The organism is Nocardia callitridis, from assembly GCF_039543305.1.
GTDB lineage: Bacteria > Actinomycetota > Actinomycetes > Mycobacteriales > Mycobacteriaceae > Nocardia > Nocardia callitridis.
Map to the genome: position 1 here is coordinate 302,385 of NZ_BAABJM010000004.1, position 19,604 is coordinate 321,988.

Annotated in this window: 20 protein-coding genes; 16 read left to right on the forward strand and 4 right to left on the reverse strand. The window is 64.7% G+C overall.

Annotated elements, in window-relative coordinates:
• Positions 1–15: 15 nt before the first annotated feature.
• Positions 16–912, reverse strand: coding sequence for a hypothetical protein (locus tag ABEA50_RS21715; RefSeq protein WP_345497460.1), 897 nt, complete (start codon positions 910–912; stop codon positions 16–18).
• Positions 913–1,448: 536 nt separating this feature from the next.
• On the opposite strand from ABEA50_RS21715, the gene ABEA50_RS21720 reads away from it, so the two are divergent.
• Positions 1,449–1,652 carry a hypothetical protein gene (locus ABEA50_RS21720; protein WP_345497462.1) on the forward strand — a complete coding sequence of 68 codons (204 nt, stop codon included), beginning with the start codon at positions 1,449–1,451 and terminating at the stop codon, positions 1,650–1,652.
• Between the two features lie 73 nt (positions 1,653–1,725).
• Here the strand turns inward: ABEA50_RS21720 and ABEA50_RS21725 are convergent, their stop codons facing one another.
• Positions 1,726–2,949, reverse strand: coding sequence for an oxygenase MpaB family protein (locus ABEA50_RS21725; protein ID WP_345497465.1), 1,224 nt, complete (start codon positions 2,947–2,949; stop codon positions 1,726–1,728).
• 131 nt (positions 2,950–3,080) lie between these two features.
• On the opposite strand from ABEA50_RS21725, the gene ABEA50_RS21730 reads away from it, so the two are divergent.
• Positions 3,081–3,755 carry a TetR/AcrR family transcriptional regulator gene (locus ABEA50_RS21730; protein ID WP_345497467.1) on the forward strand — a complete coding sequence of 225 codons (675 nt, stop codon included), beginning with the start codon at positions 3,081–3,083 and terminating at the stop codon, positions 3,753–3,755.
• 13 nt (positions 3,756–3,768) lie between these two features.
• On the opposite strand, the gene ABEA50_RS21735 is transcribed toward ABEA50_RS21730, so the two are convergent.
• Together ABEA50_RS21735 and ABEA50_RS21740 are read right to left on the reverse strand one after the other, a co-directional pair.
• Positions 3,769–5,049: a cytochrome P450 gene (locus ABEA50_RS21735; protein ID WP_345497469.1), complete on the reverse strand. Its 1,281-nt coding sequence runs from the start codon at positions 5,047–5,049 to the stop codon at positions 3,769–3,771.
• A 9-nt stretch (positions 5,050–5,058) separates the two neighbouring features.
• Positions 5,059–6,528, reverse strand: coding sequence for an aldehyde dehydrogenase (locus ABEA50_RS21740; protein WP_345497708.1), 1,470 nt, complete (start codon positions 6,526–6,528; stop codon positions 5,059–5,061).
• A gap of 217 nt (positions 6,529–6,745) precedes the next feature.
• Here ABEA50_RS21740 and ABEA50_RS21745 point away from each other — a divergent pair, with 217 nt between their 5' ends.
• The 14 genes from ABEA50_RS21745 to ABEA50_RS21810 all read left to right on the forward strand — a co-directional run bounded on the left by ABEA50_RS21745 (position 6,746) and on the right by ABEA50_RS21810 (position 19,203).
• On the forward strand, positions 6,746–8,014 hold the full coding sequence (locus ABEA50_RS21745; protein ID WP_345497470.1) for an aromatic ring-hydroxylating oxygenase subunit alpha: 1,269 nt from the start codon (positions 6,746–6,748) through the stop codon (positions 8,012–8,014).
• The gene (locus ABEA50_RS21750; RefSeq protein WP_345497472.1) at positions 8,011–8,373 is read left to right on the forward strand and encodes a hypothetical protein; all 363 of its coding nucleotides are present in this window, start codon (positions 8,011–8,013) and stop codon (positions 8,371–8,373) included. Before ABEA50_RS21745 ends, ABEA50_RS21750 begins: the two co-directional genes overlap by 4 nt.
• Positions 8,370–9,614: a metal-dependent hydrolase family protein gene (locus tag ABEA50_RS21755; RefSeq protein ID WP_345497473.1), complete on the forward strand. Its 1,245-nt coding sequence runs from the start codon at positions 8,370–8,372 to the stop codon at positions 9,612–9,614. The genes ABEA50_RS21750 and ABEA50_RS21755 overlap by 4 nt, the downstream gene beginning before the upstream one ends.
• 121 nt (positions 9,615–9,735) lie before the next feature.
• Positions 9,736–10,194: a MarR family winged helix-turn-helix transcriptional regulator gene (locus ABEA50_RS21760; protein ID WP_345497709.1), complete on the forward strand. Its 459-nt coding sequence runs from the start codon at positions 9,736–9,738 to the stop codon at positions 10,192–10,194.
• 104 nt (positions 10,195–10,298) lie between these two features.
• On the forward strand, positions 10,299–11,378 hold the full coding sequence (locus ABEA50_RS21765) for a ferredoxin--NADP reductase (protein ID WP_345497474.1): 1,080 nt from the start codon (positions 10,299–10,301) through the stop codon (positions 11,376–11,378).
• Positions 11,379–11,412: 34 nt separating this feature from the next.
• Positions 11,413–12,156: an SDR family NAD(P)-dependent oxidoreductase gene (locus ABEA50_RS21770; RefSeq protein ID WP_345497475.1), complete on the forward strand. Its 744-nt coding sequence runs from the start codon at positions 11,413–11,415 to the stop codon at positions 12,154–12,156.
• Between the two features lie 39 nt (positions 12,157–12,195).
• Complete coding sequence (locus tag ABEA50_RS21775; protein ID WP_345497477.1) at positions 12,196–13,434, forward strand: aromatic ring-hydroxylating oxygenase subunit alpha; 1,239 nt, start codon at positions 12,196–12,198, stop codon at positions 13,432–13,434.
• 1 nt (position 13,435) lies between these two features.
• Positions 13,436–13,771, forward strand: a complete 336-nt coding sequence (locus tag ABEA50_RS21780) for a hypothetical protein (RefSeq protein WP_345497479.1) — start codon at positions 13,436–13,438, stop codon at positions 13,769–13,771.
• A 59-nt stretch (positions 13,772–13,830) separates the two neighbouring features.
• On the forward strand, positions 13,831–14,676 hold the full coding sequence (locus ABEA50_RS21785; protein ID WP_345497480.1) for a TauD/TfdA dioxygenase family protein: 846 nt from the start codon (positions 13,831–13,833) through the stop codon (positions 14,674–14,676).
• Between the two features lie 42 nt (positions 14,677–14,718).
• Positions 14,719–15,033 (forward strand): hypothetical protein, encoded by a 315-nt coding sequence (locus ABEA50_RS21790; protein ID WP_345497482.1) that lies wholly within the window; start codon positions 14,719–14,721, stop codon positions 15,031–15,033.
• Positions 15,030–15,263, forward strand: coding sequence for a hypothetical protein (locus ABEA50_RS21795; protein WP_345497483.1), 234 nt, complete (start codon positions 15,030–15,032; stop codon positions 15,261–15,263). Before ABEA50_RS21790 ends, ABEA50_RS21795 begins: the two co-directional genes overlap by 4 nt.
• Entirely contained in the window at positions 15,260–16,396 is a 1,137-nt protein-coding gene (locus ABEA50_RS21800; protein WP_345497484.1) for an acyl-CoA dehydrogenase family protein, read from the forward strand. The genes ABEA50_RS21795 and ABEA50_RS21800 overlap by 4 nt, the downstream gene beginning before the upstream one ends.
• Entirely contained in the window at positions 16,393–17,643 is a 1,251-nt protein-coding gene (locus ABEA50_RS21805) for an acyl-CoA dehydrogenase family protein (protein ID WP_345497486.1), read from the forward strand. Before ABEA50_RS21800 ends, ABEA50_RS21805 begins: the two co-directional genes overlap by 4 nt.
• Before the next feature lie 468 nt (positions 17,644–18,111).
• Positions 18,112–19,203 (forward strand): esterase/lipase family protein, encoded by a 1,092-nt coding sequence (locus ABEA50_RS21810; RefSeq protein ID WP_345497487.1) that lies wholly within the window; start codon positions 18,112–18,114, stop codon positions 19,201–19,203.
• The last annotated feature ends 401 nt before the right edge of the window (positions 19,204–19,604 follow it).

A 19,604-nucleotide genomic window follows, 5' to 3' on the forward strand; every position in this document is an offset into this window, starting at 1 on the left:
CCTCTCGGCAGGTTGTTACGCGACCCGGTGGACCATGCCCTGCTCGAAAAATCCACCGCCGCAACGGTCCTCGCTGTCGAGCGTCATGAAGTCGTCGTAGGTTCCGAACGCGGGACCTTCCGTCTCGGCGGGGCCCATGGGCACCCAGAAACCGCCGTGACGCGCGCGCATCGATACCACCCGTGTGCTGTCGTCGTCGAGTTCGAGTCGCGCCCACAGGAATTGCGCGGCGGCATTGCGTGCGAAGGTGATGCCGGTGATCTGTGTCGAGCGCGCGCGGTCGATGACGAAGCCGTCCGTGGCCAGTGTGCCGTCGGTGCGCAGGAACTTCATCGCAGAGATGAAGCTCGTTTCGTCGACGGTGATGAGCCCCGCGTACTCGACCCACTGCGCTGCCTCGTCGCGGAAACCCCATGTGCGGTCACGCATTCCATGGCCGGTGGTGCCGACAGTCGTCCCGTCGATCCGCACCTGCCCCGTAACGGTGCATGCCTGTTGGAAGTGGTGAAGTGGTTCGCCCGGCACGAGTGCGGGTATGAGATCGCTCGACGCGTAGTCGGCGACGGCGAACAAGGGGGCGTTGACCAGTTCGGCGCGCACCGACGGATGATCGACCAACACCCGGCCGTCGAGCCCGAAGTCGATGCTGGCGCTCTGGAACGTGCCTTCGTCGAGTGGCTCGACGACCTCGACGGTCCGGCCCGCCGCGCAGACGCTGAATCGGGCTCGGCGGGCACTCGGCGCGTTGGGTGAAGTCGCGACATGCAGTGTGCCGAAGACCTGGGAGTCGTTGTCCCAGAATGAGAGATAAGCATTGTCCTTCCAGACGGGCTCGCTCGGTCCCGCGGCGTTCAAATGGATGGGCTCGGAGAGGCTTCCCCAGATTTTCTCAGCCGGTGTGATGGATGTCATCGAAGGTCCTTCTGAGTACCGCGCGGACGTTCTGTCCGTTGACGAAAGGGTGTTCGGGGGGTGTGCCGCCTCCGTCCTCGGCGGTCGTGGGCCGGGACGAGCTGTGCCCATCAGGTTCAATGATGGCTGAATGACGCCGAGCTCAAGGACTTTTGGCGTAATCGATGAATTCGCTATAGCGGGGGACGCCTCACCGCCTTCCGGTCCTGGTGAGTACGCACCCGCTGATCACAGGTCGGGTGTCGCGACGAGCGGGAATGGTTGGCGCGCTAAGAGATCGGGGCAAGAGGTCCCGATTCGTGCGGACCGAGCTGGACGCACCGTCGTCGCGGCAGTGCTGGTGAGCCCACCGTGTGTTCGCTCGATTCGTCTACCCGGACGACCTCACCCGTTGGACACAGAACCCAAGGCGCCGAGGGGTTTCAGCTCAGTTGCCGCCGTTCGGATCGGTACCGACTCGTTCTCATGGCCGGGAGGGGTCCCGGTGCGCCCGGCTTAGCGTGTTCCTCGGTCGTCACGGAGGGAGTGGATCGTGGTTGAGCGCGTTCGTCCTGCTCGTCGCCGGCTGCACCAGCGAACCGCGAGAGACGTGTGGTGAGTTCCTCTGCTCCGGCTCCGGCTACTCCCCGGGTACCGCCACCCGGATCGAGAACGGTGTCGTTGCCGTCCTCAGCGCTGTCGGCGTCGTCCCGATCGTCCCCCGCAGCGCGAACGGCCCGGCCCGGCGGACGGCCGAGTAGTAGCCGCGCACTCGGGCGGCGTTGGTTCGCAGTGGGATTGGTGTCGCGCGGCGGTGCGCGCTGCGGGTGACTGTCATCGGTTGGACTGGGGGAGTTCGATATTGATCGGCATGTGCAGCTCGGCCAGGTACCACAGGGCGAATTGGCGGAGGAATTCATCGAAAAGCCAGTAGGCGTCCGCTGACGGGGGGATGGCGCCGAGGATGCCTTCGCGGACGGCGACGAAAGGGCCCCAGGCGACTTCGAGTAGTGGGCTCCACACGGGTTCTCGGGGGATGTAGAGCCAGTCGGCGACCTTGTCTCCCATGACGAATCGGGTGAACGCGCCGAGGATGGGTTTGCTGAGCAGGGTCAGGTCGAGGTTGGCGCCGAGGTCGAGGAGTTTGTGTGCGAGGTCGACGCCCTCGGGTGTCGGTGCCAGTATCGGGTCGAGTACCTGCTGCGCTTGGCTTTCGGCTTGGTCCCATGCGGCCGGGATGTATTCGTCGCGGATGCCGAGCAGGTGGCCCGCGAGCTGCCAGCTGTGCAGGTATCCCTCGGATTCGTTCGCGGGGATCGGCACGTTCCACGACTTGAACGTCCGCATGATGGTGGTGGGCAGGCTGTGCCAGGTCACCATCAAATCGTCTTGGCTGATCGGGATGTCCTCGGTGTGCCAATGGGGTGACTGCGGCAGCAGGTGGCGCACCGCCGCATGGATGATCCTGGTTTTGACGCAGGTCACGACCATTTGACCACCGGGGCCATACGCATTGATCGTGCCGATGTCGTAGCCGAGTTTCGCGGTTTTGGCGATACGGTCCTTCAGATGCGACCCGCCGCGTGAGTAATACACCGCCAGTGCCTCGTGCGGAATCACGGTGGACATCATGCCGCTGGCAAACGCTTGCATGACGCCGAGGTAGGTGCCGCGCTTCTTGTTGAATTCGAAGGCGGCGGCCAACTTTTCGTGATCGGTCCACGGAGGCAGCTGACGCGCGGATTCCATGAAGTCGCGGAGGTTCTTCGGCAGCCCCTCCGGCACGGGTTGTTCGTTGTGGATCCAGGTGGCCAGTAAGCGGTTGACCTCGGGCACATTCGCGTGTTCGAGAACGTCGGCGACGATCGAGTCGGCCTCGGGGTCCCACACGGTCAGTGGGTCGGCTCCGTCACCGCTGCCGAGGATCGATCCGTTCGGCGACCATGTCCATGGTTGCGCTCGTGCTGTTCGCGCACCCAGTGCGAGCGCGGCGGCGGCGCCAAGGAAACCGCCACCCGCTTTCAGTGCGTTACGTCTGTTGAGTCCGAGACCGTCCATGCCGGGTTCCTCTGCATCGAGTCCAAAGATACTGAGATACGTAATATGTATCTCTGTATCTCGATGACAGCACATCGTGACTACGATCACAAGGAGTTGGCGGTATTTTCGAGGTGAGACCAGGAGGAAATGTGAAGGCGCGACCAACGGCACCCGAGCGCACGCCGGAACCCGAAGGGCTGCTCGAACGCGCCGTCAGCGCCGCGGTCGACGGGGTCGACGACAGCGACGACATCCGCACCCGGGTGGTGGACGCGGCGTGTGAGCAGTTCGGGGTGATGGGTGTGCGCCGTTCCACCATGGACGATGTGGCTAGACGCGCGAAGGTTTCCCGGATCACGGTCTACCGTCGCTTCGCGACGAAAGACGTACTGGTAGAACAGGTCATCCTGCGGGAATTCCGTCGATACTTCGAGAGCTTCCGCACCGATATCCGAGACGCGCGCACCGCGGCCGACCGTGTGGTTCTGGGCTTCGTCAGCTCCTTGCGGGTGATCAGAGGCAATCCGATCATCGGGGATCTGCTCGCCGCCGAGCCGGAGATACTCGTCGGCTCCATGATCGGCGAGCGGGGACGCAGCGTCGCCATGGTGCGGCAGTTCGTCGCGGGGCAACTGCGCCGCGAACAAGCTGCCGGTCATGTCTCGACCGAGGTGGACGCGGATGTGGTGGCCGAGTTGATGGTTCGAATCTCGGCGTCGTTCCTTGCCGTTCCCAGTCAGATCATCGATCTCGATGACGACGAGCAGTTGGCATCGCTGGCTCGGCGGTACCTCGTCCCCATGCTGGAGCCTGGCAGGAACTAGACCGCCCCGTTACTCAATCGGCCTTGTCGAAGACGATGTGCAGATCGGTCATTCCCCGCAGGATGTAGGTCGGTTCGTAGCCGTAGGTGCGGGCGTCGGCGGGGCCGTGCTTGTCTTCGTCGATACGGAGGTTGCGGAGGCGGTCGAGGAGTCGTTCGATGGTGACCCGTCCTTCGACGCGGGCGAGCGGGCCGCCGGGGCAGGTGTGCGGGCCGCGGCCGAAGGCGATGTGGTCGCGGACATTGTCGCGGTCTACGCGTACCTGATGGGGGTTGTCGAATCGTCGAGGGTCCCGGTTGACGGCGCCGGGGCAGACCATGAGCGTTGTGCCGGCGGCGATGTCGACGCCACCGAGGGTGGTCGACTTTCGGACGAGGCGGAAGTCGCTCTTCACGGGGCTTTCCATGCGCAGCATCTCCTCGACGAAGTCGCCGATCAGGCTGCGGTCGGCGTCGAGTTGTTCCACGATGTCGGGATTTTCGGCCAGGACACGAACCGCGGCCGTGAGCAGCTTGGTGGTGGTCTCCTGCCCGGCGGCGAACAAGAATGTCGCCGAACGCACCACCTCGGGAATCGGGGGTACGGATCCGTCGGGGTAGTTGGCCGTGGCGAGGCCGGTGAGGACATCTTCGCGCGGATGTGCGCGGCGCTCTTCGAGGTAGGTGCTGAACTTGTCGTCGAGCCATTGGAGCGGATTGTGGTCGAGGGCTTCCTTTTCCAGTGATCCGACGCGGGCTCCCGGACGTGGTTTTCCGCCGAGGACGAGTCGGAATTCGTCGTGGTCTTCCTCTGGGACACCGAGCAGGTCCGCGATCACCAGCAGCGAGAACGGCTTGGCGTAGTCCTCGAGGAACTCGGAGCGACCTCGGTCGATGAACTCGTCGAGTTGCTCGTCGGCGAGGCGCCAGACGAACTGCTCGTTCTCCTTCAGTCGACGCGGGGTGATCAGGCGGGTGAGCAGCGATCGGGCGTATTGGTGTTGCGGTGGGTCCATGGTGATCATGTGCTCGCTCATGGGCATCGAATCCCGATGTTGGGCAAGCAAGTCGCTGATGTCGTCGCCTTCGGGTGTGAAGGGTAGCGGTGGGAAGGGGCCGCCGACGGAGATGGCGGAGGAGAAGGTATCGGGGTCTTTGTATACGGCCGCCGCTTCCTCGTGCCCGGTGACCGCGACAACGCCGTAGGCATCGGTGTGCAGCACGGGACATTTCGCGCGCAGGGCGTCGAAGTACGGGTAGGGATCGGCGATGAGTGATTGGTCGGTGAAGAAGTCGACGGATTCGATCTCGGTCATGGACTGTCCTTACTGGTGGTGATGCGTGCGATTGTGCGGAATGGGCTGTCGGATCGGTGGCGTATCGACCGAAACGGATTTGGTGTCGAGATAGCCCTCGATGCCTTCTCGGCCGAGTTCTCGCCCGTAGCCGCTGGCCTTGACGCCGCCGAACGGGGCGAGGGGGTCCATCGTGTATCCCTCGTTGACACCGAAGGTTCCGGTGCGCACGCGGTCGGCGACGGCCAGACCCTGGTCGATGTCGCCGGTCCACACCGAACCCGCCAGGCCGTAGTCCGAGTCGTTCGCGATATCGATAGCCTCGTCGGTGTCTCGATAGGCGATCACCGACAGCACCGGTCCGAAGATCTCCTCGCGGGCTATCCGCATGCTGTTGTGTACCTCGGCGAACAGGGTGGGGCGCACGTACCAACCGCGATCGATACCGGGCGGCATATCGCTGCCGCCGAGCACCGCGCGGGCACCTTCGGCGTGAGCGCTGTCGATGTATTCGCGGACGCGCCGCTGCTGTCGACGGGTGACCAGCGGGCCGACCTGGGTCTCATCGAGTGCGGGGTCACCGATGGTGAGGCCGGCCATTTCCGCGGCGAGGGCGTCGATGTATTCGTGCTGCCGTGCGGCCGGAACGAGAATGCGCGTCAACGCGTTACAGATTTGTCCGCTGTTGGACAGGCTGGCCGTCCGTATCCCCGAGGCCACATTCTCCGGGTCGGCGTCGGCCAAGACGATCGCCGCGGACTTGCCGCCCAATTCGAGGCCGACTCTGGTCAAGTTCGGCGCGCACGCCGCCGCGACCGCTTTTCCGGCCGCCGTGGACCCGGTGAACGACACTTTGTCTACGCCGGGATGGGCGACGAGGTGTCGACCGACGGAGGCGTCGCCGTTCAGAACGCTCACCACGCCGGGCGGTAGGTCCGAATCCGCGATGGCTTCCGCCAACAGCAGTGCGTCCAGCGGCGCTTCCTGCGCGGGTTTGACCACGACGGAGCATCCGGCCAGCAGAGCGGGGACGAGTTTGGTGATGATCAGAAACTGCGGCATGTTCCACGCGACGACCGCGGCCACCACCCCGACCGGCTCGCGGCGCAGGTGAATGGTCTTTCCGTACAGGCCGATTCGTTCTTCCCGCCACGGCACGTGCTGCGCGACATCGCAGAACGCGCGCATCATCATCAATGGCAGGCCGACCTGCGCGCGGCGTGCGAAGGCCGCGGGTGCGCCGATCGACTCGGTGATCGCGCGGGCGATGTCGGGCTGACGCGATTCGTAGCTGGTGGCCAGACTCCGTACCGCGGTGATGCGTTCGGCGGGACTCGTTCGGGCCCAAGGGCCGACGGTGATCGCTTCCCGTGCCGCCAGGACAGCGGCGTCGATGTCGGGCTCCGTCGCGGCCGCGACCCGAGCGATCGCCTGCTCGGTGTGGGGTGAGATCACCTCGAGGCTCGTCTCGCCGGTGGAGCGCGACCAGGCGCCGCCCACGAATACGGCATCGTTTCGGTACACGTGCCACCTCCTTGTGGGTTGGTACCGAGGCCACTATATCAACTACTTGTGATTACGGGTAGAAGCAGCTACCGTCGCTGTGCAGGGATTGGCATGTGGCTCGAAAGAGCAAGGGTACGTGGATTATTGGCGGATCTGCTCGCTGCCTGTTCGATCCGGCAGTGCGGTTGTCACCGAAGCGACAGGAGCCGATATGCCCCGCTTTCCCAAGCCACCAGCAGGTAGTTGGACCGAGCATTACCCCGACCTCGGCACCGACCCGGTCTCTTACGAAGATTCCATCAGTCCCGAGGTGTACGAACTCGAGCGGGCGGCGATCTTCACCCGCGCCTGGCTCAACGTCGGTCGTATCGAGAGCCTGCCGCGCACCGGCAGTTACTTCACCAAAGAGCTTGCCGCGGCGAACACCTCGATCATCGTGGTGCGCACGCGCGGGGGTGCGATCAAGGCCCACCACAACATTTGTCGACACCGAGGCAACAAGCTCGTGTGGGACGACGACCCGCGCGCGGAGTCGAGCGGCACCTGTCGTCAGTTCACCTGCAAATACCACGCGTGGCGATACAACCTGGACGGCGCTCTGACGCACGTGCAGCAGGAAAGCGAATTCTTCGATCTGGACAAGGAACGCTACGGATTGGTGTCCGTGCACTGTGAGGTGTGGGAGGGGTTCATCTTCGTGAACTTCGCGCAGGAGCCGGAGCAATCACTGCGTGAGTTCCTCGGGCCGATGGTCACCGGGCTCGAGGGTTATCCCTTCGAGCGAATGACCTCGAGCTTCAAGTACCGGTCCGAGGTGAAAGCCAACTGGAAGCTGTACATGGACGCGTTCCAGGAGTTCTATCACGCGCCCGTACTGCATGCGAACCAATCGCCCGCACAGTATTCGAAGGCCGCCGCGGAGGCCGGATTCGAGGCGCCGCACTATCGGATCGACGGCCCGCATCGCATGGTGAGTACCTCGGGCGTTCGAGCGTGGGAGATGTCGCCCGAGATGCGCAAGCCGATCGAAGATATCTGCCAGAGCGGGCTTTTCGGTCCATGGGACAAGCAGGACCTCGGCCCGATGCCGCCGGGGCTCAATCCGGCGAAGTGTGATCCATGGGGCCTGGATTCGTTCCAGCTGTTCCCCAATTTCACGATCCTGGTGTGGGGCCAGGGCTGGTATCTCACCTATCACTACTGGCCTACGTCGTATAACACGCACGTCTTCGAGGGAACGCTCTATTTCCCCGCACCTCGTTCCGCGCGAGAGCGTGTCGGCCAGGAGTTGGCCGCCGCCTCCTTCAAGGAGTTCGGATTGCAGGACGCGAACACCCTGGAGGCCACGCAGTCGATGATCGAGTCTCGCGCGGTCGACCGCTTCGTGCTCAACGACCAAGAGGTGTTGCTGCGCCATCTGCACCGAGAGACGGCGCACTGGATAGCCCGGCACGAGCGCGAGAATGCGGTGACACCATGACCAACGACGAAAAGCGCTACGGCGCCACGCACGACCGCGATCTGCCCGCCGCGTTCGCCGACCTGCGGCCATTCACGGACTGGTGCTTGTCCACCGAGGCACAGCGGTATGCCAAGCGGTTGGGTAGCGACATGGCCGAGATCCAAGCCTTCTACGACGCGATCACCGCGCGCGCCGAGGACGCGCTCGCCTATTGCGACAAGTTTCCCCTCGATGACCTGCCCGACGAGGTGCTGAACTTGATGCATCTGTTGTATTCGATGATCACGGTGTCGTTCTCGGTCGAATGCTGGAGCCAGCCAAGGGTTCCCGATTCCGGCGCGACGTGGCTGGACTGTGTCAGCGAGCCGGTCCCGTGAGCGGCGTGATCGTGCTGAAGGCGGCGCGGTGGATCGACGTCGTCGCCGGGGTCGTGCGAACACCGGCCGTCATCGTGGTCGACGGCGAGCGGATCACCGCCGTGAACCCGGAGGTTGTGCCCGAGGCCGAGGAGGTCATCGACCTGGGGGACTCGACGCTATTGCCCGGCCTGATGGATATGGAGATCAACTTGTTCATCGGCGGGCCCGGTGGCCCGGAGGGTTTGCCGACGCCGATGCACGGCGTGCAGGACGACCCCTCGTACCGAACGCTGCGCGGCGCGGTCAATGCCGCGACCACGCTGCACGCGGGATTCACGACCGTGCGCAATCTGGGACTCATGGTCAAGACCGGGGGATACCTGCTCGACGTGGCGCTCAAACGTGCTGTCGACCAAGGGTGGAACGTAGGGCCGCGGATCTACCCCGCGGGCCACGCGGTGACGCCCTACGGTGGTCACCTCGATCCCACGGTGTTTCAGCGGCTCGCACCGGGGGTGATGCCGCTGAGTGTCGCGGAGGGAATCGCCAACGGTGTCTCGCAGGTGCGCGCCTGCGTGCGTTACCAGATCCGGCACGGTGCGGAGTTGATCAAGGTGTCCGCGTCCGGCGGCGTGATGTCGCACAGCACGCCGCCCGGTTCTCAGCAGTACTCGGATGAGGAATTCGCCGCGATCGCCGACGAAGCGCACCGAGCTGGCGTGCGGGTCGCGGCGCATGCCGTGGGCGACAGCGCGATTCGCGCGTGTATCCGCGCGGGAATCGACTGCGTCGAGCACGGCTTCCTCGCCACCGACGAGACGCTCCAGATGATGGTCGACCACGGGACGTTCCTGGTGTCGACCACCTATCTGACCGACGCCCTCGCCGTCGACCGCGTGGCGCCCGAGCTGCGCAAGAAGGCCGAGGAGGTGTTCCCGCGTGCGAAATCCATGCTGCCGAAGGCCGTCGCGGCCGGTGTGCGGATCGCGTGCGGCACCGACGCGCCCGCGATCCCACACGGGCAGAACGCGAAGGAGCTCGTGGCGCTGGTCGAGCGCGGCATGACACCACTACAGGCGATCGGGGCGGCGACGAAGGTGAGCGCCGAGCTGATCGACGCGGACGACGAGCTCGGTCGTCTCGCTCCCGGCTACCTCGCCGACATCGTCGCCGTACCGGGAGACGTCTCGACCGATATCCGCCGCACCGAGCAGGTCGAGTTCGTGATGAAGAACGGTCGCGTGCACAAGCGGCCGTGACCGTGGAGTACCGGTCGAGCGACGCGTGGTCGCCTGCGTCCGCTGGTGGGTTACCGTTGAGCGGGAACGGACCCCTGCCGTGTCGGGCGACGAATCGGCAGGCTTGAAGGCGGAGGGCGACGTGGAGCTGACCGACAATATCCTGTGGTTGCTCAAACAGGCGTTCTATTACTCGCTGACCACGGTCAACGATGCGATGGAGCCGCACGGTGTGAGCACCGCGCAGATCGGTGTGCTCCGGCAGCTGGCCAACGAGTCCGGCCTTTCGGGCGCGGAGCTGGCTCGCCGGCTCACGATCACTCCGCAGGCCGCGCAGATGGCGTTGACCTCGCTCGAGCGCCGCGGTCTCGTGGTGCGTAAGCAGGATCCGCATCGGGGCCGGGTGTTGCAGGCCTATCTCACCGACACGGGCCGCGACGTCGCCGCGGCGGTCGTGGAGGACGCCTTGCTCGTGCACGAGCGGGTCTTCGGTGTCTTGGACGCCGAGGAACAGCGCACGTTGCGTGAGTTGCTCGGCAAGGTGATCGAGCAGGGCACGGGGAACAAGCGCTTCACCGATCGCCCCCCGCTCGACAGCTGACCACCCCTTCGTCGAAATAGCCAGTGCTCTAAGACATTTCGTCCGCGATTCCGCCTATGTCTACTACTTGATATGTATGACAACTACTTGATATATTGAGGTGGATGACGAGCGAGCAGGCGAGCGGAGCCACCGAATCCGCAGGGCGCGAGGCGATTGGCGCGGTCGATGTGACCGACGGCTTCGTGCCGGTGCCGATACGCACCGTCACCCGCGAGACTGTGGACGCGGTCTCGCTGACACTGGATCTCGCTTCGGTCGCCGAGGGATTCGACTATCGAGCCGGCCAATTCATCACGGTGTCGGTACCGATCGGCGCGCAGTGGTATCGCCGGTGCTATTCGATGTCGTCGGCGCCCTCGGTGGACAAAGGGCTGCGGATTACCGTGAAGCGCAGTATCGGCGGCCCGGTGTCGAACTGGATCAACGACAACGCGCGCGCGGGCGATGTCCTGAATGTGCGTGCGCCGGAAGGTCGTTTCGTGCTCGACCCGTTGTCCGACGCGCCACTGGTGGCGCTCGCGGGTGGTAGCGGCATCACGCCGATTCTGTCGTTGATCCGCACCGCACTGCACACCACCGACCGACGGCTGAAGCTGTTGTACGCCAATCGCGATCGGGACTCGATCATCTTCCGCGACGAGCTCGACGACCTGGCGGAGCTGTTCGGCGACCGGCTCGAGGTAGGTCACCATCTCGACGTCGACTCGGGATTGTTGACCAGGGACCAGATTGTGTCCGTTCTCGACGGCTGCGCTGGCGCCGACTTCTACATCTGCGGGCCGCGAAAGTTCATGGACGTCGCCGAGGAGGCGGTCATCGACGCGGACCCGAGGTCGGTACACCTCGAACGGTTCGAGACCGCCGAAATCCCCCCGCCCGAAGAGGTTTCGAGTGTGGCGACGCCAACGACCGAGGAGGTGACGATTCGGTTGGGCAGGCAGAAGGTGACGGTCGCCTACCGTCGCGGGAGCACCCTGTTGCAGACCGCACGATCGGCGGGCCTGCGCGCACCCTCCTCATGCGAAACCGGTTCCTGCGGAACGTGTATGGCACGGCTGCGCATCGGTTCCGCGCGCATGGTCAACAACGACGTACTCGACGACGACGAAGTAGCCGAAGGGTGGGTTTTGACCTGCCAGTCGCTGCCGACGAGTCCGACGGTACATGTCAGCTACGAATAGGACGGACGAACGTGACGGCGAGCAGGATGCACACATGTCTCGGGTAGCGGTGGTCACCGGCGGCGGGTCGGGGATGGGTGAGGCGACCTGTCACGAACTCGCCGCCCGAGGTCATCGAGTCGCCGTGCTCGATATCGACGGCACCGCCGCCGAGCGAGTCGCCGAACAGCTGCGCGGAAAGGGTGCGGTGGCGGTGGGCCTGCGGGTCGACGTCACCGACCGTGCCGGCGTCGAGGCGGGATACGCGACCGTGCGAGAACGACTCGGCCCCCTCGAGATCCTCGTGACCAGTGCCGGGGCGGTCGGGTTCGCACCGTTTCTCGAGATCACCGCCCAGCAGTGGCACCGGATCGTGGAGGTGAATCTGACCGGCACCTTCCACTGCTGCCAGGCCGCGCTGCCGGACATGATCGCCGCGGGCTGGGGGCGGATCGTGCTGATCTCGTCATCGAGCGGTCAACGCGGATCGCCGGGGATGGCACATTACGCCGCCGCCAAGGGTGCGGTACTGACGCTGACCAAGTCGCTCGCACGGGAATTCGCCTCCCGCGGCATCACGGTGAACAACATTCCGCCCTCCGGCATCGAAACACCGATGCAGCACCAGTCGCAGGCGACCGGTGATCTGCCTCCCAATGAGGTTATGGCGCAGGCTATTCCGCTCGGATACCTGGGCAGCGGGACCGATATCGCCGCCGCCGTGGGGTATCTCAGCTCGGACGAAGCCGGTTTCGTCACCGGCCAGACCCTCGGCGTCAACGGCGGGTCCGTCATGTAGTCGGGCACTACCGGACACATCGCATCGACAGGAGTTCACATGGCTACGAACTGGCCGAAACCAGCCGAAGGAAGTTGGACCGAGCACTATCCGCACCTGGGTACGGGACCGATTTCGTTCCACGACTCGGTGTCTCCCGAGTTCTACGCGCTCGAATGCGAAGCGATCTTTCGGCGCGCCTGGCTCAATCTCGCTCGGGTCGAAGAGCTTTCGGCCCCCGGTGATTTCATGACCAGGGAGATTCCCTCGGCCGAATCGTCCTTGCTGCTGGTGCGCGGCGAGGACGGTCGGATTCGCGCGTTCCACAATGTGTGCCCGCACGGCACCAAACTGGTGTGGAAAGACCACTTCGACGCGGAAACCACCGGAAACGTCGGCCATTTTCGCTGCCGATGCCATCGCTGGCGATACCGACTCGACGGCACGGTCGACCAGGACGGCGGACCCGAACGCGCCGAACTGCGCGCGGTACATTGCGACATCTGGAACGGATTCGTGTTCGTCAACGTCGATCACGAACCGAGGCAGAGTCTGCGTGACTTTCTCGGGCCGATGGTCACCGCCCTCGACGGGTACCCATTCGAGAAGCTCACCGAGCGTTACGATTTCGTCGCCGACAACAACAGCAACTGGAAGATCTTCGCCGACGCGTTCCAGGAGTACTACCACGTTCCCTCGTTACACGCCCAGCAGGTGCCCTCGGCAGTGCGCGTGCCCAATGCGGAGTTCACTTGCGCGCACTTCCAGATCGACGGCCCGCATCGGGTGGTCTCCACCGCGGGCGCGCGACGGTGGACACTCCCGGCCGAATACATGTATCCGATCGAGCGTGCGACGCGCAGCGGTCTCGTCGGGCCTTGGGAGACACCGGATATCGGGCCCCTGCCCGCCGGGCTGAATCCGGGAAATATCGACCCGTGGGGGATCAGCAACTTCCAGATCTTCCCGAATCTCGAGATTCTCATCTACGGCGGTTGGTATCTGCTGTACCGGTACTGGCCGACCTCGCACAACACCCATCGCTTCGAGGCGTACACGGCATTCACTCCCGCGCGCACGGTGCGCGAACGCGTTGAGCACGAGGTCGCCTCGGTGGTGCTGAAGGAATTCGCCCTCCAGGACGCGGGCATGCTCGGCGGCACCCAGGCGGCGTTGGAGACCGGGATCGTGCGCGAGTTTCCGCTCAACGACCAGGAAATCCTCGTGCGTCATCTCCATAAGGAGGTCGGCGACTGGGTGCGCGCCTACCAGGACCAACCGCAACGGGTGGTGGTTTGAGATGGCCGCGACCACGCTGCCCCCCGCGTTCGCCGAATTCGCGCCATTCGCCGACATCTGGTGTCTGGCAACGGAAGCCGAGCGCTACGAGCGCAGGACCGCCAGCACGATGGCCGAGTTGCAGGCGTTCTACGATGCCTTCTTTCCCCGCCTGGAAGAAGCGATCGAATACTGCGACAAGTTTCCCCTCGACGGCCTCCCCGACGACGCACTGAACCTGCTGCACCTGGTGTATTCGCTGACCATGGTGGCCATGGCCGTGGAGATCTTCGGCCAGCCGACCATCGTCGACGCGGCCGACGCCACCCTCTTTCGCGTCGGACAACCCACCCCATGACCATGCGGCACCCCTGGGCGCCGACACCCGCCGAGGACCGGCTCGAAAGGATCACGACTATGAGCGTGCTCACTATCAATCCATTGACCGACACTGTCGGCGCCGAGGTGACCGGCGTCGACCAGGAAAGTCTTGCCACCGATACCTCGTTGAGCACGACACTGCTGGCCGCGCTCGAGGACAACGGCGTTCTGGTGTTCCGTGGCCTCGGACTCCAGCCCGGTCCGCAGGTCGAGTTCTGTCGCGGTCTCGGTGAGATCGACACCTCCACCGACGGACAGCACCCGGTCTCCGGGATCTACCCGATCTCCTTGGACGCCAAGAAGAACGCGTCCGCGGCCTACCTGCGGGCAACGTTCGATTGGCATATCGACGGCTGCACTCCGGTCAACGAGGACTGCCCGCAGCGAGCGACCGTATTGTCGGCGGTTCAGGTCGCCGAGACCGGCGGTGAGACCGAGTTCGCCAGTGCGTACGCCGCCTATGACGCGCTCGACGAGGACGAGAAACAGCGATTCGGCCAGTTGCGCGTGGTGCACTCGCTGGAGGCCTCGCAGCGTCGGGTCACACCGGACCCGACGCCGGAGCAGCTGGCGAGGTGGCGTGCGCGCAGGACGCACGAACATCCACTGGTGTGGTCGCATCGGTCCGGTCGCAGGTCATTGGTGCTCGGCGCGTCCGCCGACTACGTCGTCGGCATGGATGTCGACGAGGGCAGGGCGCTGCTGACCCGACTGCTCGACCGTGCGACTCGGCCCTCGAACGTGTACAGCCACGTGTGGTCGGTCGGCGACACCGTGATGTGGGACAACCGAGGCGTCCTGCATCGCGCGGCGCCCTACGACCCGTCGTCGCCACGAGAGATGTTGCGCACCACAGTCCTCGGCGACGAACCGATCCAATAGTTCTTTCCAGGCATCACCCACAACCCGAAGCGGAGTTCGAGCATGACCACAGCACTTCTGATCGTCGAAAGCGCCCCGGTCTCGGCGGACGTCCTCGAGGAATACCACCGGTGGCACGAGCTCGTGCACATCCCCGAGATGCTCGCCGTCGAGGGCATCGTCGCGGCGCGTCGTTGGGAAGCGGCCGCCGACAGCGGGTTCCTCACCGTGTACGAACTGGACGTCGACGCCGAGACGGCGAAGGCGAACCTGCAAGCCGCGTTGAAATCCGGGGAGATGTCGAAACCGGTAGGCGTGCGGACCGACCCGCCGCCCACCATGCGGTATTTCACCCAGGTCCGAGAAAGCGGCGAGTGAGCCGCCTGGCACCGCTGCGAGGCGACGGTGCCGACGCGGCAATCACACTGCTGACGGAGGCCGTCGACGAGCTCGTAGACAACGGCGCGCTCGAAGCCACCACTTGGCAGCGTCTCGAGCGGGTGTTGCGAACCGAGCAGATCATGGACCTCGTATTCACGGTCGGCGGATACACGTTGCTGGCCATGGCGGTTCGTAGTTTCGGTGTGCACAACGAGGAGAACACATGACACCGACCGCATCGGCCGAGCGCGAGTTGTTCCTGTCGACCACCAGGGCGTTTTTGGACCGGCACGGTTCGACCGGCGCCACGCGCGCTTTGCACGCCGCGGGCGCGTCGTTCGAGCGCGAATACTGGCGTGCGGCCGCAGGACTCGGCTGGAGCAGCATGCTCGTTCCCGAGGAGTTCGGTGGCGGTTCGGTGTCCGGTCGACCGTTGGCGGACCTGGCGGCGGTCGCCGAGTGCGTCGGCCGTGCCGTCGCGCCCGGCCCGTTGCATCCGGTCAATATCGTGCTCGCCGGGCTGGTGCGCAGTGCCCCCGAGTCGCACACCGCCCTCATCGAAGGGCTGGTGTCGGGTCGCCTCGTGGCCTCGTGGGCGGTCTACGAGCCGGGGCGTCGGTTCGACCCGCACTCGGCACGCGGCGTCACCGCGAGCGTCATCGAGTCGGGATATCGCATCGAAGGCGTCAAGGATCGCGTCGAGGCAGGCGCGGACAGCGATGTCTTCCTCGTCACCGCCGAACTCGACGAGACGGTGCGGCAATTCGTGATTCCCCGCGATGCTCCCGGAATTCGGCTCGATCCGCAGGAGTCGATCGATCTGACCAAGCGCTATGCGCGAGTGACGTTCGAGAACGTGTCGATCCCAGCCACGGCCCTCCTCGGGACGGCGCGAGACGCGCGGAGTGTGATCGCGCATCAGCGTCGCGTCGCGATCGCGGTGCAGTGCGCCGAAACGGTCGGCCTGTTGGACGAGGTGCTGGATATGACGACGAACTGGATGACCGAGCGCTACAGCTTCGGTCGTCCGTTGGCGTCCTACCAGGCGCTCAAGCACCGGCTGGCGGATATGACCATGTGGGCCTACGCGTGCCGAGCGGTCACGAGCGCCGCGATCGCCGCCGTCGATGCGGGCAGGGCGGATGCCGACGAGTGCCTCTCGGCGGCGAAATCCTATCTCGGCGAACATGTTCCGCGGGCCATCCAGGAATGCATCCAACTGCACGGGGGGATCGGCGTGACGTGGGAGCACGACCTGCACCTGTATCTGCGGCGAGCGACGCTGTACCGGATGATGCTCGGCACGCCGAGCGAGCATCATCGAGCGCTGTACCGCCGCGAGGAAGAGGCCACCGTATGAACGCCCCCGCCGACCGCGCGGCCACCGAAACCGTCGAGGAATTCGCCGACCGTGCCCGAATCTGGTTGTCGCAGCGCATGCCTCGCCTCGACGACAACGACCCGCCGCCGACCGGCCGAGGCGACGAGCTGGCCTGGCAACGCGCCCGCGAGCTGCAAAAACTGCTCTGGGCGGGCGGATTCGCCGGCATCTGTTTTCCGCGTGAGTACGGCGGCCTCGGTCTGGACCATGCCTACCAGCGAGCCTTCGATGTGGTGGCCCGCGGGTACGAGATGCCGCTCATCCTCAACACACCGAACTTCACGATCTGCGCGGCAACGCTGCTCGACGCCGGCACAGACCAGCAGAAGCACGACCGTATCGGTGCCGCCCTGCGCGGTGAGGAGGTGCTGGTCCAGTTGTTGTCCGAGCCGAGCGGAGGATCGGACCTCGCGGGTGTCCTCACCCGAGCCGAACGCCGTGACCGACAGTGGATCGTCAACGGCGCCAAGACCTGGAGCACCAGCGCCTTCGCCGCGGACTATGGCCTGATGTTGGCCCGCACCGACTGGTCGGTGCCCAAACACGAGGGACTGACCATGTTCCTCGTACCGCTCGCGAGTGCGGGCGTGACCTTGCGTCGAATCGAGCAGGTGGACGGTTCCCGCGAATTCTGCGAGGAGTTCTTCGACGATCTGGTGCTTCCCGATGCGGCGGTGGTAGGGGAGGTGAACCACGGTTGGGCGGTCGCCAGCCGACAGGTGCATCATGAACGTCGCGCGGTCGGCGGCGGATCCGAATTCGCCAGCGGCGCGGGCCAGGAGAAGACACAGCGGATCGCGCACGATCTCATCGGTTTGTTACGCAGGGCAGGTCGCGCCGACGACACGGATGCGCACGACAAGATCGGCCGCGTCCTGGCCCGTCGTCTGGTGCGCGACCACCTGGTCGACCACGTGTCGCGTGCCATGGCCGACGGCTCGGTCCCACCCAGCGCCGGTTCGATCATCAGACTGTTCCACTCCGACGTCACCTTCCTCGAGGTGGACACCGCGCTCGAGATCACCGAGGACGCCGCGGTCATCGAGTCGGCGGCAGGGCTGCGCGGGGTCGGCGACCGCTTCCTGTCGCGTCAAACTGTCGCCCTCGGTGGCGGAAGCGACGAGATCGCGCGCAATGTGATCAGCGAGCGCCTCCTCGGCTTTCCGCGCGAGCCGGCCGCTGATCGTGGTGTTCCGTTCGACCAGGTGCGCCACAACCGCGTCTGACGTGGAGTCAGCGAATCTCTCCGTGTTCGGTGCGAATCGCGTTATTTCTCGGGCTGTATTCCGGATAATCGGCGCGCCCAACAATTGTTACCGAGGATAGTCCACTACGTGCAACACAATTCCGAATGACATTCGGCGCTGATTTTCGGAATGTGGGTGACCGCGTGGAAACCTCGTCAGAATGCGTGCATGTCCTGCTTGGTGTTCGCATCATCGCAGTTCAACGCCTGTCTGTGTGATTTGCCCTTCTCCCAAAAGATTCGATTGTATGCCCGAAACAGTTCTCGGTGTATCCCATGCTGTATTCACTCACTAGCAGCATCGGGGTTCCATGTGAGATATCGAGGAAAAGGTCGCTACCGTCCTCGAATGGTCTTGTGCGGGCATAGCTTTTGGACACGGGTGCCGGAGTCAGTGAGCTCCGGCACCCCACCCCATGAACACAGTGGTTCTGCATAAAGGGATGACATGAGAAGAAGCATTTACCGTCGATCTGTTTGTACCGCCGCTTTCGCCGGCGTCACGCTGCTCACCGCGGGGTTGCTCGGTGCGGGTGCGCACGCCGCGCCCGCCGAGCAGCCGCAACAGGAGCAATCGCTCGCCGATTACATCAAGGACGGGTTGAAGGACAAGTCCGCCGAGCCGAAGACGGCCGAGGCGGTGGCAGCCAGCGAGGGTTCGGTGTCCTCCGACACCGAAGGTTTCGGGCCAGCGCAAAACACCTTCGTCGAGGCGTTCGCCTACGGGGCAGCGCATCCCGACGTGGCGCCGCCCGGAGCCAACGACTGGTCCTGCAAGCCCACCGAGGCGCATCCCGAGCCGGTGGTGCTCGTGCACGGCACGTGGGAAAACGCCTACAACAACTTCGCGGCGATCAGTCAGCCCATCAAGGACGCTGGCTACTGCGTCTTCACCTTCAACTACGGCAAGTTGAGCATCGACCAGGGCGGCGGGGTGGGTTCCTTGCTTCCCGGCGCCAACGGCACCGGATACATCGAGGAGTCGTCGAAGCAACTGGCGACCTTCGTCGATCGGGTGCTCGACGCGACCACGGCGGCCAAGGTGAATATCGTCGGCCACTCCCAGGGCGGGCCGATGTCGTTGTGGTACCTCGAAAACGAGGGCGGCGCGGCGAAGGTGCACCACGAGATCACCTTCGGTGGCACCAACCACGGCACCACGCTGGCCGGTATCGGCGCTCTCGGTCGAGCCATCAACAACCTGGGCATCGACATCCTCGGTCCGGTGGAACTGCTTGTCGGCCATGCCGGTATCCAGCAGACGGTCGGCTCGGATTTCATCAACGCACTCACCGCCAACGGTGACACCGTGCCCGGCGTTGACTACACCATTGTCGGATCCCGATACGACGAGGTCACCACCCCGTATGACTCCACCTTCCTGGAGGCGGGCGAAGGCGCGACGGTCAAGAACATCACGCTGCAGGACGGATGCGAGACAGATCTCGCCGAGCACCTCGGCCTGATGTACTCCAAGCGTTCGCTCTCGATCATCCTCAACACCCTGGACCCGGAGCAGACCCCCGACCTGACCTGCTAGCCCGATTCGCCGCTGATCGGAAGCGGTTGTCGGAACCTACTACTCGATAATCCGACCCACAGGTGGGGCAGGTGTCACCAGACACCTGCCCCACCTGTGTGGGGTGGCACCGAGTCCTGGTTGTTATGCGTTGTGTCGCAGGAATTTTCGACTGTGGATCGAGGGGTGGCCGGTGCCGCCGGTGAAGTGCTGGTTCGGCTCGGCGGCATCGACCGCATCCGGCTCCGTGAACGGACGAGCTCACACTGTCACGGTCGGTCGCCCAGTATTGATTCGCGCGGCAGGTCGACGTGCATGTCCTCGCGCCTGGTTTGCGCTGCCCGGCCGGTGAATATGATACTCTCCACCGCAGAGAATGATATTTCCAGGATGGCGGCGACCAGAGGTTTGAGTACTCGGAT

Bases quoted from the DNA above. Each gene is read 5' to 3' on its own strand.
- ABEA50_RS21745 (WP_345497470.1), top strand. From the start codon at position 6,746: ATGCCCCGCTTTCCCAAGCCACCAGCAGGTAGTTGGACCGAGCATTAC.
- ABEA50_RS21765 (WP_345497474.1), top strand. From the start codon at position 10,299: ATGACGAGCGAGCAGGCGAGCGGAGCCACCGAATCCGCAGGGCGCGAG.
- ABEA50_RS21715 (WP_345497460.1), bottom strand. From the start codon at position 912: ATGACATCCATCACACCGGCTGAGAAAATCTGGGGAAGCCTCTCCGAG.
- ABEA50_RS21750 (WP_345497472.1), top strand. From the start codon at position 8,011: ATGACCAACGACGAAAAGCGCTACGGCGCCACGCACGACCGCGATCTG.
- ABEA50_RS21780 (WP_345497479.1), top strand. From the start codon at position 13,436: ATGGCCGCGACCACGCTGCCCCCCGCGTTCGCCGAATTCGCGCCATTC.
- ABEA50_RS21810 (WP_345497487.1), top strand. From the start codon at position 18,112: ATGAGAAGAAGCATTTACCGTCGATCTGTTTGTACCGCCGCTTTCGCC.
- ABEA50_RS21775 (WP_345497477.1), top strand. From the start codon at position 12,196: ATGGCTACGAACTGGCCGAAACCAGCCGAAGGAAGTTGGACCGAGCAC.
- ABEA50_RS21805 (WP_345497486.1), top strand. From the start codon at position 16,393: ATGAACGCCCCCGCCGACCGCGCGGCCACCGAAACCGTCGAGGAATTC.
- ABEA50_RS21770 (WP_345497475.1), top strand. From the start codon at position 11,413: ATGTCTCGGGTAGCGGTGGTCACCGGCGGCGGGTCGGGGATGGGTGAG.
- ABEA50_RS21725 (WP_345497465.1), bottom strand. From the start codon at position 2,949: ATGGACGGTCTCGGACTCAACAGACGTAACGCACTGAAAGCGGGTGGC.
- ABEA50_RS21790 (WP_345497482.1), top strand. From the start codon at position 14,719: ATGACCACAGCACTTCTGATCGTCGAAAGCGCCCCGGTCTCGGCGGAC.
- ABEA50_RS21735 (WP_345497469.1), bottom strand. From the start codon at position 5,049: ATGACCGAGATCGAATCCGTCGACTTCTTCACCGACCAATCACTCATC.
- ABEA50_RS21800 (WP_345497484.1), top strand. From the start codon at position 15,260: ATGACACCGACCGCATCGGCCGAGCGCGAGTTGTTCCTGTCGACCACC.
- ABEA50_RS21785 (WP_345497480.1), top strand. From the start codon at position 13,831: ATGAGCGTGCTCACTATCAATCCATTGACCGACACTGTCGGCGCCGAG.